The organism is Salipiger bermudensis (assembly GCF_017309175.1).
Lineage (GTDB): Bacteria > Pseudomonadota > Alphaproteobacteria > Rhodobacterales > Rhodobacteraceae > Salipiger > Salipiger bermudensis.
On record NZ_JAEKJV010000013.1, the window covers coordinates 88,297 to 100,873 of the forward strand.

At 65.7% G+C, this 12,577-nt stretch carries 11 protein-coding genes; 9 read left to right on the forward strand and 2 right to left on the reverse strand.

Annotation, left to right across the window (positions count from 1 at the left end; genetic code table 11):
* Window positions 1-28: 28 nt before the first annotated feature.
* The 9 genes from flgK to JF542_RS17180 all read left to right on the forward strand — a co-directional run bounded on the left by flgK (window position 29) and on the right by JF542_RS17180 (window position 11,315).
* Entirely contained in the window at window positions 29-1,489 is a 1,461-nt protein-coding gene (flgK, locus tag JF542_RS17140; protein ID WP_207076737.1) for a flagellar hook-associated protein FlgK, read from the forward strand.
* A gap of 10 nt (window positions 1,490-1,499) precedes the next feature.
* Window positions 1,500-2,504 carry a flagellin gene (locus JF542_RS17145; RefSeq protein ID WP_207076738.1) on the forward strand — a complete coding sequence of 335 codons (1,005 nt, stop codon included), beginning with the start codon at window positions 1,500-1,502 and terminating at the stop codon, window positions 2,502-2,504.
* Complete coding sequence (locus JF542_RS17150) at window positions 2,501-3,613, forward strand: flagellar basal body P-ring protein FlgI (protein WP_207076739.1); 1,113 nt, start codon at window positions 2,501-2,503, stop codon at window positions 3,611-3,613. Before JF542_RS17145 ends, JF542_RS17150 begins: the two co-directional genes overlap by 4 nt.
* A 99-nt stretch (window positions 3,614-3,712) precedes the next feature.
* Window positions 3,713-4,582 (forward strand): flagellar motor stator protein MotA, encoded by an 870-nt coding sequence (gene motA / locus JF542_RS17155; protein WP_007795570.1) that lies wholly within the window; start codon window positions 3,713-3,715, stop codon window positions 4,580-4,582.
* The gene (locus JF542_RS17160) at window positions 4,579-6,831 is read left to right on the forward strand and encodes a hypothetical protein (RefSeq protein ID WP_242533808.1); all 2,253 of its coding nucleotides are present in this window, start codon (window positions 4,579-4,581) and stop codon (window positions 6,829-6,831) included. Before motA ends, JF542_RS17160 begins: the two co-directional genes overlap by 4 nt.
* Before the next feature lie 127 nt (window positions 6,832-6,958).
* A complete protein-coding gene (flhA, locus tag JF542_RS17165; protein ID WP_207076740.1) occupies window positions 6,959-9,031 on the forward strand; it encodes a flagellar biosynthesis protein FlhA in 2,073 nt (690 codons plus the stop codon).
* A complete protein-coding gene (locus JF542_RS17170) occupies window positions 9,028-9,795 on the forward strand; it encodes a flagellar biosynthetic protein FliR (protein ID WP_207076741.1) in 768 nt (255 codons plus the stop codon). Before flhA ends, JF542_RS17170 begins: the two co-directional genes overlap by 4 nt.
* Window positions 9,796-9,801: 6 nt before the next feature.
* Window positions 9,802-10,893 carry an EscU/YscU/HrcU family type III secretion system export apparatus switch protein gene (locus JF542_RS17175; RefSeq protein WP_207076742.1) on the forward strand — a complete coding sequence of 364 codons (1,092 nt, stop codon included), beginning with the start codon at window positions 9,802-9,804 and terminating at the stop codon, window positions 10,891-10,893.
* The gene (locus tag JF542_RS17180) at window positions 10,890-11,315 is read left to right on the forward strand and encodes a hypothetical protein (protein ID WP_207076743.1); all 426 of its coding nucleotides are present in this window, start codon (window positions 10,890-10,892) and stop codon (window positions 11,313-11,315) included. The genes JF542_RS17175 and JF542_RS17180 overlap by 4 nt, the downstream gene beginning before the upstream one ends.
* Window positions 11,316-11,322: 7 nt before the next feature.
* Here JF542_RS17180 and JF542_RS17185 read toward each other — a convergent pair whose 3' ends face one another.
* The gene (locus JF542_RS17185; protein ID WP_207076744.1) at window positions 11,323-11,838 is read right to left on the reverse strand and encodes a flagellar basal body-associated FliL family protein; all 516 of its coding nucleotides are present in this window, start codon (window positions 11,836-11,838) and stop codon (window positions 11,323-11,325) included.
* A 10-nt stretch (window positions 11,839-11,848) separates the two neighbouring features.
* Window positions 11,849-12,577 (reverse strand): flagellar basal body L-ring protein FlgH, encoded by a 729-nt coding sequence (gene flgH, locus JF542_RS17190; protein ID WP_207076745.1) that lies wholly within the window; start codon window positions 12,575-12,577, stop codon window positions 11,849-11,851.

Genomic DNA, 12,577 nt, shown 5'->3' on the forward strand with positions numbered 1-12,577 from the left:
GGGTCAGCCCTTCCACGGAGGGCACCACATGTCACTGAGCGGAGCACTGTCCAACGCGCTGAGCGGGCTGACCGCGAACAGCCGATCGGCCGGCCTCGTGGCCTCGAACATCGCCAACGCGACGACCGAAAGCTATGGTCGCCGAACGCTCGATCTTTCGGCCCGGACGCTTGGAAATTCCGGTGGGGTGTGGATCGACGGGGTCACCCGCAATGTCGACCCCGCCGTGCTGGCAGACCGCAGGTTGTCCGACGCCCAGTCCGGCTTTGCCGACGAGATGCAGAGCTTCGCATCCCGCGTCGAAACCCTGCTCGGGCCGACCGACACGGCAGGATCTCTGGTGGGTCGCTATGCGGCCTTCGAGACCGCGTTGCTTTCTGCCGCCACCGATCCGGCGTCGGACCAGCGGCTGAAGCTGGTGGCGCAGAGGGCCGAGGATTTCACCACCATGCTGAACCAGATCAGCGTCGAGATCCAGGATGCCCGGACCGATGCCGACCGCAGCATCGGGTCACAGGTCACACGGTTCAACACCGCGCTCGGCCGCGTTTCCGAGCTCAACACCGCGATCAGCGACAGCCTGCTGCGCGGCGGCGATCCGGCGTCGCTCATGGACCAGCGCCAGCGGGTGATCGACGACGTCTCCGACATCGTGCCGCTCCGCAGCGTGGCACGCGAAAACGGGGCCGTTGCGCTCTACGCGGCGTCGGGCACGGTTCTTCTCGATCCGGATTTCCACAGCGACCCGGTGGAGATCAGCTTCACGCCGCAGGATCCGGTCACTGCCGATCTGAGCATCGGCGCCGGTACGCTGTCGGGGCTCGAGGTCAATGGCAAGGCGGTCAACAGCAGCAATGATGGCGCGCTCGGCGGCGGCACGCTCGGTGCCCAGTTCCAGATCCGCGATGTCGTTGCGCCGGATATGCAGGCGGCGATCGATGGCATTGCCCGTGACCTGATCGAGCGCTTCGCCCCGGGCGGTCCGGACAGCACCCTCGGGGCCACCGACCCCGGTCTCTTTACCGATGCGGGAGCCGTCTTCGACCCCTTGGACGAAACGGGGCTCGCAGGACGGATCGCGCTCAATGCGCTGGTCGATCCGGCCGGCAGCGGGACCTGGCGCCTGCGGGATGGCCTTGGCGCCGCGGTGCAGGGGCCGGTCGGAGAGGCACGTCTTCTTCGGGGCTATTCCGATGCGCTGGACGCGCTGATGAGCCCGGGATCGGCCGCGCTTGGGTCAGGCGCACAGAGCTTTGCCCAGCATGTCGCGGGTTTCCATGCCGCCATCGCTGCCGCGCGGCTGCGGGCAGATGGCGAGCAGAGCTTCAGCAGCGCCCAGAACACCGCGCTGAAGGAGCTTGAACTGTCCAAGGGGGTCGATACCGACGCCGAGCTGCAGGAGCTTCTCCGGATCGAGCAGCATTACGCGGCGAACGCGCGCGTCATCACCACGGTGGACGAGCTCATGCAGACCCTGATGAACATCTGAGGAGGCACCGTTGGATACCGTCGGAGATCTTGCCAGAACCCTGGTCCTGCGCACCCACCAGACCCGCCTGAACCGCGATCTCGACCAGCTCGCCACCGAGATCGCGACCGGCTTCGTCCGCGATCCGGTCTCCCATCTTGGCGGAGACGTCTCGTCGCTGGTCTCGATCGACCGCCGGCTGGCGCAGCTCGAAACCTATCGGGTGAATACGACCGAGGCCGCGTTCCTCACCGGCACCATGCAGACCACGCTGGATGAGATCCAGACACGGTCGGAACTGCTCTCGCAGGTGCTTCTCGCGGTCGAGCTGACCCCGAACGACGAGATGTTCCGCACGCTCTCCACCGAGGCAGGCAACGCCCTGGGCCACATGCTGAACGGGCTCAACCGATCGGTCGCCGGTCGCTTCCTGTTCTCCGGCACCGCCACCGATACCCCGGCGGTGATCGAGGGCGAGGCGATGATCGCCGAGCTTCAGACAGCGCTGGCCGGGGCCACGACCGTAACGGATGTCGAGACCGCCCTGGATGACTGGTTCAACACGCCGGGAGGTGGCTTCGAGACTGACGGCTATCTCGGATCGACCACCTCGCTTGCGCCTCTCCAGTTGAGTGCCACCGAAAGCGCAGGCGTCGACATTCGGGGCGACGATGCGGTGTTTCGCGATGTCATGAAAGCGATGGCCAAGGCGGCTCTGGCCAGCGACGACACGCTGACCCTGTCCGGTGCGGTCAAGGTCGACCTGATCTCGAGCGCGGCGCTTGACCTGCAAACCGCGATGGCCAGCATGGTCGAGTTGCGGGCCGGGCTCGGCACGGTCGAACAACGGATCGAAGAAACCACCGCGCGCAACGCGGCCGAACGCACGGCCACGAGCATCGCCCGGCTCGAGCTGATCGGAACGGATCAGTTCGAGACCGCCACCCGCTACGAGAACACCCGTGCGCAGCTGGAAAGTCTCTATGCCATCACCGTGCGGTCCTCACGCATGTCGCTGGTGGAGTTCCTGCGATGATCACGCGTCTGCTTGGCCTCTGCCTCGCCTTCACTCTGTGTCTCCTGACCCAGAGCGCAGATGCGCAGTCCGTGCGTATCAAGGATCTGGTGGAATTCGACGGCGTCCGCTCCAACGATCTTGTCGGCTATGGTCTGGTCGTCGGCCTCAACGGCACCGGCGACGGGTTGCGCAATGCCCCCTTCACCGAAGAGATCATGCAGAACATTCTCGAACGGCTCGGGGTCAACGTGACCGGTGAGCAGTTCCGGCCGCGCAACGTGGCCGCGGTGTTCGTGACCAGCCGCTTGCCGCCCTTCGGAAGAGCCGGCAGCCAGATCGACGTGACGGTTTCGGCGATCGGTGACGCCAGCAGCCTGCTGGGCGGTACCCTGATCATGACCCCGCTCAATGCTGCGGATGGACAGATCTACGCGGTGGCGCAAGGCACGGTGATCGCGGGCGGCGTCAATGCAGAGGGCGATGGCGCGCGGGTGGTGCAGGGGGTCCCGACCTCGGGTATGATCCCCGCGGGCGCCCGGATCGAGCGCGAGGTGGAGTTCGCCTTTGCCGATCTGTCGACCCTGCGCCTGGCGCTGCGCGAACCTGACTTCACCACCGCGGCTCGGATCGAGGCGGCGATCAACCGGCGGGTCGGGCGCCGTGCGGCAGAGATGCTCGATGCGGGCACGGTCTCCGTCAACCTGCAACAAACGGGGACCGGATCTCCGGCGCAGGCCGTGGTCGCGATCGAGAATCTTCCGGTTGAGCCGGAGCGTCGCGCCCGCGTCGTGGTGGATCAGCGCTCGGGCACGATCGTGATGGGCGAAGACGTGCGAATTTCCCGTGTTGCCGTCTCGCAGGGGAATCTGACCCTGCGCATCGAAGAGACGCCGATTGCCGTGCAGCCGAACCCCTTTGCTGAAGGCGAGACCGTGATCGTCCCGCGCACCGGCGCCGATATCGTCGAGGAGCCCGGGATCGGTCTGGCCGAGGTGCCGGGCGGTACCTCGCTCTCCGAGGTGATCGCGGGGCTGAACGCGCTTGGCGTCTCACCGCGCGACATGATCGACATTCTCAAGAGCATCAAGGCCGCCGGCGCGCTGCACGCTGATTTCCTCGTGATGTAACCGCTGAAACCTCCGGGGCTGAGGGTTTTGTTAACCGCACCCGCGCTACCAAGACGATGACACGAGTGAGCGCGCGGGATGGGTGAAGGAGTCACCGCAATGATGGGAATCATCGGGATCGTCGTGATTTTCGGTATGGTCTTTGGCGGATATCTTCTCGCTGGCGGAAAGATGTCGATCATCCTGAAATCGCTCCCGTTCGAGATGATGATGATCGGTGGTGCCGCGCTCGGCACGTTTCTGATCGGCAATGACGCGGGCGTGGTGAAGCACACGCTCAAGGATGTCGGAAAGGTGTTCAAGGGCGCGAAATGGAAGCCCGCGGACTACAAGGAACTGCTCTGCCTGCTGTTCGAGTTGATCAGGCTGGCCCGCCAGAGCCCCGTGGCCATCGAGGAACACGTGGAGTCTCCGGATGAATCGACCATCTTCTCCAAGTATCCGAAGATTCAGGGCGACAAGATCGCCATCGAGCTGATCTGCGACACCATGCGCTCGATGTCGATGAATTACGATGATCCGCATCAGGTTGAAGAGGTGCTCGACAAGCGGATCGAAGCGCTCGAGCATCATCGGATGCACTCGAGCCATGCTTTACAGGCCATGGCCGACGGGTTGCCGGCGCTGGGGATTGTGGCGGCGGTCCTTGGGGTGATCAAGACCATGGGCTCGATCGATCAGCCGCCCGAGGTTCTGGGCAAGCTGATCGGCGGGGCGCTGGTGGGCACCTTTCTCGGGGTGTTTCTGGCCTACGGTTTCGCCGGCCCGTTTGCGGTGAAGGTCAAGGCGGTGGTCGAGGAGGATCTGCATTTCTACCAGCTGATCCGCGAGGTGCTTGTCGCGAACCTGCACAATCACGCCACCAACATCTGCATCGAGGTCGGGCGCCAGAACACCCCGGCGCATTTCCGGCCCAGCTTCACCGATCTCGAAGAAGCGTTGAAGAACGTCAAGCAGGCGGCGGCATGATCCGTATCGCGCTGTTTTGCACGTCGCTCTGGCTCTGTGCCGGTGCAGCTTCGGCGCAGGAGATCCGTGTCCGCTCCGGAGAGCATGGCTCTTTCACGCGGCTCGCGCTCGATATTCCCGACGGTCTGGGGTGGCAGACGGAGTATGTCGCGCCCCGGCGGATCGAGCTGCGCTTCGATGGCAGGGGTTACCGGTTTGACAGCAGCGATGTCTTCGCGCGCATCAACACCGAGCGGCTCTCGGGCCTTGACCCGCTTCCAGGCGGGGCAGGCCTCGCGCTCGAATTCGGCTGTGACTGCGTTGCAGAGGCGTTTCTCGCGGAGCCGGGCATGCTGGTGCTCGACATTCGGCCTGGAGAGCCTCCACAAATGGCGGATGCATCCGGACCGACGCCGGAAGAAAAGAGGCCGCTCTCCGGGATCCGGGTCGGTCCGCAGCCGGGCATAGGCCCGTCGCCTGCGCGCAACCCTTTGCTGCCTGTCTTCGTGCCACAACGCGCAACCGAGCCTGAGCTGGCTCTGCCAGAGCGGCTGGAGGCAGCCGATCGCATGGATCCCGCTGCGCTCGGACGGACCTTGGCTGAACAACTCGCGACGGCAGCCAGCGACGGTTTGTTGTCACCGAGCAGAAACGGTCTGTCGCAACGTCTCGCAGCAACGGACGCAGCGACACCGGACGCCGCGAGAGACGATGCGAATGATCACGGGATGCCGGTGCCCGAACTTGCGGGCGCGCATTCACAGATCGAGGCAGCAATTCTTGGCCGCGAACCGGCCGACATGCAGACGCGCGTCCGCATCGGCGGCACGGGCTGCGTCGCGGATGGCGCGCTCGACATCGCCTCCTGGGGCACGGAGGAGACGTTTGACAAGACCATCCCGGAGCTGCGCAGACGGCTCTACGGTGAATTCGACACGCTCGACCCGGAGATCCTTACCGATCTGGTGCGCGCCCATGTCTATATCGGTTTCGGGGCCGAGGCGCGCGCGCTGCTCGAGCTGTTGCCCGACCGGCGCGATCCGGTGCTTTATGCGCTTGCTGGTATCGTCGATGGCGCGACAGATCGCGCCGGTGTGTTTGCGGGCCAGACAGGGTGCGAGGGCGCAGCCGCGCTCTGGGCGCTTGCCGGGGCCCCCGAGCTTCCGGAAGAGGCGGAGGTCGATGACCGTTCGGTGAGGCGCGCCTTCGAGGCTCTGCCCGCAACCCTGCGACCGGTGCTGGGGCCGACGCTTGCGACCCGACTGGCAGAGGCGGGTCATTCAGACGCCGCACGCAACCTGCTCTCGCGGCTGGCCCGGTCCGGTGGTGCCTCTGACGCAGAAATGCGCTTCAGTCAGGCCCAGATCGACCGGCTCGAGGGTGCGGTACAAGAGGCGCATTCGGTTCTCGAAGACCTGTCGCACGAGTCGGGCGCGCATGCTCCCGATGCGGTCGCAGCGACCATTGCGCTTGCTTCCGAAAACGGCGCGCCGGTGAACGCGCGGATGACCGATCTCTCCGCGGCCTATTCGACAGAGCTGCGCGCCACCGAAAAAGGGCCGGAGCTCTGGTTTGCGCATCTGCGGGCGCTGGCGGCGAACGACCGTTTCGAGGACGCTTTCGAAGCCTTTCGCAACGGAGACGACATGCCCGAGGAGCACCGCCGGGCCGCGGCTTCAGAATTGCTGATTGCGCTCTCGGCGCAGGGGTCGGACACGGGCTTTCTGCAAGAAGCGGTTCCACGGCGCGCGGAGTATGCGACGCTGGTCCAGGCGGATGTGGCCCTCACGGTGGCGCGCCGGCTGCTCGGTCTTGGCCTTGCGGACGAAGCAATGGCCTGGGCATCGCTTCCGGTGCTCGATCGCGAGTCTCGTGAACGCCGGCTGTTGCTCTCGGAGATCCATCTGGCCCGCTCCGATCCACAACAGGCCGAGATCGCGCTGATTGGCCTTCAGGGGGATGACGCACTTGCACTGCGCGCGCAGGCTCGGGCGATGATGGGTGACTACACCTATGCGCAAACCGCCTTCGGGGCCCTCGGCGAGGACGGCGCAGCGCGGTCTGCCGCCTGGCTCGCGGGGGATTGGGCCGCGCTGGGCGAAGGCGAGGACGCTTTGGCCGCAGCGGCAGAGCTGGTCGGATCGGCGCTTCCGGACGACGTCGGCCCGCAGCCGAGCCTCGCCGTCGTCGAAGCGCTTGCCACCTCCGGGGCCGAAACCCGGGACACGCTTCGGGCGCTGCTCGACCAGACACGACTGGCGGAGGAGTAACCGTGTCACGGGGCGCCCAATTCCGAAAGCTACGGCGCCAAGTCCGCGTGCGGCCTGCTCCCGCGAGGGATGTACGCGCCTGCGCGGCACTCCGGTATCGGACGCAAGACGCGAACGGGTCCGCGTGATGGCCACCGGCATGTTCTTCAAGCCCACCGTACTTCTCGCCGTGGCCCTGATGGCGGTCATCGTGATGATGATCCTCCCGGTGCCCGCATGGATCCTGGATGTCGGTCTTGCCGCGTCCTTCGGGCTCGCGATCCTGATCTTCACAGTGACCCTGTTTATCGAGCGACCGCTGGATTTTTCGGCCTTCCCGACGATCCTGCTGGCATCGCTCATGCTGCGGCTCTCACTGAACGTGAGCTCGACCAAACTGATCATCGGTCAGGGGCACACCGGCACCTCCGCCGCAGGCGATGTGATCGAGGGGTTCGCCAATTTTGTCATGGGGGGCAGTGTCTTTCTTGGGCTCGTCGTGTTCGGCGTCTTGATGATCGTGAACTTCGCGGTGATCACGAAGGGGGCCGCGCGCATGGCCGAGGTCGGTGCGCGCTTTGCGCTCGACGGCATGCCGGGCAAGCAACTCGCGATCGACAGTGACATGTCCGCGGGGGCCATCGACCATGCCGAAGCCAAGGCGCGGCGGGAACGCGAACAGCAGGAGACGACCTTTTTCGGCTCGCTCGACGGGGCATCGAAATTCGTCAAGGGCGACGCGGTCGCGGGTCTTCTGATCACGCTGCTGAACCTCGTGATGGGCATGGTGATGGGGATCTTCGGCCAGGGCATGCCACTGTCCCGCGCCTTCGAAACCTATGCCATCCTGACCGTCGGTGACGGGCTCGTGTCGCAGATTCCGGCGGTGATCATCTCCATCGCCTCGGGGCTTCTTCTGGCGCGCGGAGGCGCGATCGGGGCCACCGATGTGGCCGTGGCGGGGCAACTCGCCCGGCACCCGGCGGCGCTGGGGACGGTCGCGGTGCTGATGGCCCTGTTCGCGCTCGTGCCGGGCTTGCCCTTTCTGCCGTTCATCCTCGGCTCGGGCGTGCTCGGGGGGCTTGCGATCTTCATGGCGCGGCGGCTGGCCGAGCCCACGGCTGCCCCGGAGGCCGAGGCACCCGAGCCCCCCCGCGAGCGCCCCATCGGCGACATCCTCGATGTCGACGAGATCCATGTCGAATTTGCTCCCGATCTCGTGAACATGGTGCTCGATCCGGGCACCGGGCTCGATGTGCGGATCGACAACATGCGGCGCCACATCGCCTCGGGTTTCGGCATCATCCTGCCCGAGATCCGGCTGACCGATGCTCCGGCGCTCGAAACCGGGATCTACCTGATCCGGATCCACGGCGTCGAGGTCGCGCGCGGAGAGCTCAACCCGGATTTGGTCCTGGCGCTGATGCCCGACGATCATGCCAGCCTTCCTGGCGGGCGTGACGTGACCGAGCCGGTCTATGGCGCTCCGGCGCGTTGGATCAAGCCCGAGCATCGCGACCGTGCGGCGCTCACCGGTGCGACCATCGTGACGCCGACCGAGGTGCTGGCGACCCATCTGCTCGAGGTCATAAAGCGAAATTTCGGGCGGCTTCTCACGCTCAAATCGCTCCGCCGGCTGCTGGACGAGATGGTGAGCCTCAGCAACCCCGCACGGGCCGAGGCCAACCGTCGTCTGCTTGATGAACTGATCCCGGACAAGGTTCAGATCGATACGCTGCATCAGGTGTTGCGGCTGCTGCTCGAGGAACAGGTCAGCATCCGCAACCTGCCTCTGATTCTCGAGGCAATCTCGGAGATGCGTGGCCAACAGGCGCGGCCCGACGTGATCTGTGAACACGTGCGGCAGCGCATCGGGTTCCAGCTGGTCGCGGGGATGCGCCGGAAGGACGGAACGATTCCCTTGATCCAGCTCTCCCCGGAATGGGAAGATACCTTTTCGACCTACCAGGTCGAGGGCTCCGCTGGCGGGCTCGACGTCGCCCTGCCGCCCGATCTGTTCGAGAGCCTGACCAGCGGTGTCGCCGCCGAGGTCAGCGAAGCCGGGAACCGCGGGATTTTTCCCGCGCTTGTCACCAGCGCACGTCGCCGGCGGTTCCTGCGCACGATCCTCTCGGCCAAGGGGATCGCCAATCCGGTGCTATCCTTCGAAGAGATCGGGATCGAGGCCAAGCCCGCGCTGGTCGGGGTTGTGGCGGCATGAGCGGGGCGACCGGGTTCATGCCGCTTCTTCTGGGGTGGTGGTGGCTGGCGCTGGTCGTTTTCCTGCGCGTTGGGGCGATGATGGCGGTGCTGCCGGGCTTGGGGGAGCAGACGGTGCCGATGCGGGTCCGACTGGCGCTTGGCCTCGTGCTCACCGTCACCGTTCTGCCGGCGACCGGCGCCGATCTGGCGCTGCCGCCGCCGGGTCTCGGCACGGTGGCCTGGGCGCTGGTGACCGAGTCCGTGATCGGCCTGATCCTCGGCCTCTGGCTTCGGCTCTTCATGCACGCGCTGCAGACCGCGGGCAGCATTGCGGCGCAATCCACCTCGCTGGCGCAGCTGCTTGGCAACAGCGCCGCGGATCCGATGCCGGCGATCGGGCATGTGCTGACGGTGGCGGCGCTGGCGCTGCTGATGAGCACGGGCTTTCACGTCAAGGTGGCAGGGTTCATCATTCTTTCCTTCGAGCTGTTTCCGGCTCTGCACCTGCCCGATCCATCGCTTATCGCGCAGGCCGGGCGCGGGCACATTGCGATGGCCTTCGCCCTGGCTTTCACGCTCGCCGCGCCCTTCGTGATCCTCTCGGCGCTCTACAACCTGACGCTTGGCTTCATCAACAAGGCGATGCCACAGCTGATGGTGGCCTTCGTTGGCGCCCCGGTGATCACCTTCGGCTCGATCGCCTTGCTTCTGGTCACCGCTCCGCTGATGCTCTCCCTCTGGATCGCAAGCGTCGACCGCTTTCTCTCCGGTCAGACCCCCTAGGCGCCCATGGCAGAGGAACAGTCGGCCGAAAAATCCCATGAGCCATCACCGCGCAAGCTCGAAGAGGCGCGGCGCAAGGGGGAGATACCGCGGTCGCCGGACCTTTTGACCGCGGCAGCCTATCTCGGGCTGCTGGCGACCGGCCTCTCGATAGGCGGTGGCGCGGTGCTGCGTCTCGGCGAGGCGATGCTCCCGTTCGTCGAGCATCCCGAGAAGCTCGGATCGCTGTTCTTCGACGGGATGGCGACGGCACCCGCGGCCACGGTGCTTGGCGCGGTGCTGAAGCCGGTTTTGCCGTGGTTGGCGGTGCCGGGGGCGGTGGTGCTGTGTGCGCTCTTCGCGACCCGCGGTCTGGTGTTCGCACCGTCCCGGCTGGCACCTAAGGCGAGCCGTCTTTCTCCGATGGAAAATGCGCGCAACAAGTATGGCCGACGTGGCCTGTTCGAGTTTCTCAAGAGCTTCGTCAAGCTGACTGTCTACTCGGTCGTGCTCGGCCTGTTCCTGTCGTCGCGCTATGACCTCATCATCGGGGTGCTTCGCGGCGCGGCGCCGGATGCCGCGGAGCTTATGCTCAATCTCATGCTGCAGCTGCTCGGGATTGCCGCAGTGGTGGCTCTGTGCATCGGTGCGGTAGACTATCTCTGGCAACGGGCCGAGCATTTGCGGCGCAACCGGATGTCCCAGAAAGAGCTCCGAGATGAACACAAGGAGGCCGAGGGCGATCCGATGTTCAAGCAGCAGCGCCGCGCCCGGGCGCAGGAGATCGCCCAGACCCAGATGATGGCCGACGTGCCACGCGCCGACGTGGTGATTGTGAACCCGAGCCATTACGCCGTGGCGCTGAGCTGGAGCCGCAAACCAGGGGACGCCCCGATCTGTGTCGCCAAGGGCGTGGACGAAATTGCCCGCAGGATCCGCGAAGTCGCCGAGGACGCGGGCGTGCCGCTGCATTCCGACCCGCCCACCGCGCGGGCGCTGCATGCCACCACCCGGATCGGTGAGCAGATCGCGCCAGAACATTACCGCCCGGTGGCGGCGGCGATCCGCTTTGCAGAGGATATGCGCGAGACGATGCGCCGTCGGCGAGGCGGTCGATGAGCCGTGCGAAGAGCGATCTTGGTCAGCTCACCCGGCTTCTGCAGGACCGGGCCTTCGAGCAGCACCGCCGCGACCGGGACGAGGAGCGGCGTCTTCTGGATGAACTTGCGCGGATCGACGCGTTGAGACAGGCCGCCTTTGCCGAGACCGAGAGCCTCGCGGACCGGCGGCTGATCGGGGCCGACACGCTCTGGCAGGGCTGGCTGTCGCGCAGGAGAGGCGAGCTGAACCGTGATCTGGCGCGCTGCCGCGTGCAGCAGGAACACAGTCTCGCTCGGGCGCGGCTTGCGCTGGCCCAGGCCGAAGCAACCAAGCGGTTGCACGAGCAGGAGGCAGCCATCTTGCAGCACAAGCGGCTTCACCAGGAAGAGATCCGGCTGGATGCGCTTTGGAGGCTGGCTCTCAAGGATCCGGAGGTCTGATCCGAGGTCAGGAATCCTGCCGGGCGATCTCGGTGATGAGCACATCGAACACGATCTTGCCCATCACGTTTCGGGCGGCTTCCCAGAGGGCGCGACGCAGTCGGTCCATGCGATGCTGCTCGGTGAAATTGCCCGCAAACCCGCCGATATTGGCGTGGTCGAAGAGGACCCGCAGGAACACGTCGCGGAGCTTCGGTTCCTGGGCAAAGACCGCCTCGGTATCGCCGGGACCGACCTCGAGGCTCAGCGACAGGACCACAAGCGACTCGACCCGGTCATTGCCGACGACCGGAACCACGAATTGGTTGCTCAGCCGCACGTATTCATTGCCACCCTCGCCATCTTCATCGTCCGCATCGGAATGATCTCCGGCGCCGTCATGCGCACTGGTGTCATGCCCATCCCCTGCCGAGGCAGTCTCGGCTATATCGTGAGCAGTGGGCGCCGGCGCGAGGACAAGGCCGGCGCCGATCCCCGCTGCGGTGCCGATCACGGCCAGGAGAATGGGCAGTAGCTTTTTCATCGCGGCCTCGTCAGAATGGCAGGATCATGTCGAGCACCTGCTGGCCATAGCGCGGCTGCTGCATGTCGCTGATCTGGCCGCGGCCGCCATAGGAAATCTTGGCCGAGGCGATCTTGTCATAGGTGATCTCGTTCTGCCGCGTGATGTCTTCAGGGCGAACAAAGCCCGACACCAGCAATTCCCGGAGCTCGAAATTCACCCGCACCTCCTGCGCCCCCTCGATCGCCAGCACCCCGTTCGGCATCACGTCGGTGATCGTCGCAGCCACCCGGAGGGTAAGCTCTTCCCTGCGCTGGACCTGCCCGTCTCCTCCCGATGCAGCCTGACTGCCAAGATCGACCGCATCCGCCATGGTGGCCCCGAGCGGAAGATCCTCGTCGATGCGTTGCGGTATCCCAAGGAGTTGGGGCACAGAAAGGCTCTCCGAGCCTGACCGCGAGCGCGATGTGCTGTTCGAGATGCTGGCCTCGTCGTCAATCTCGATCACGACGGTGAGGATATCGCCCTGTTTCATGGCCCGCCGATCGCCGAGCAACGAGCTTCGCTCACGGCTCCAGAGCGAGGCCTGATCGGTCAGACGTTGGGGCAAGGCGACGCTCGGGACCCCGGAATAGGCCATGGCGACCCGCTCCGGGCTCTGCTCCTGCGGGGTGAAGCTTGGTGCTTTGCCGAGGTGGTCGAGACGGCTGCACCCGAAGAGGACGAGGAGCCCGAGGAGGCACAGAACGCGATATGTCAT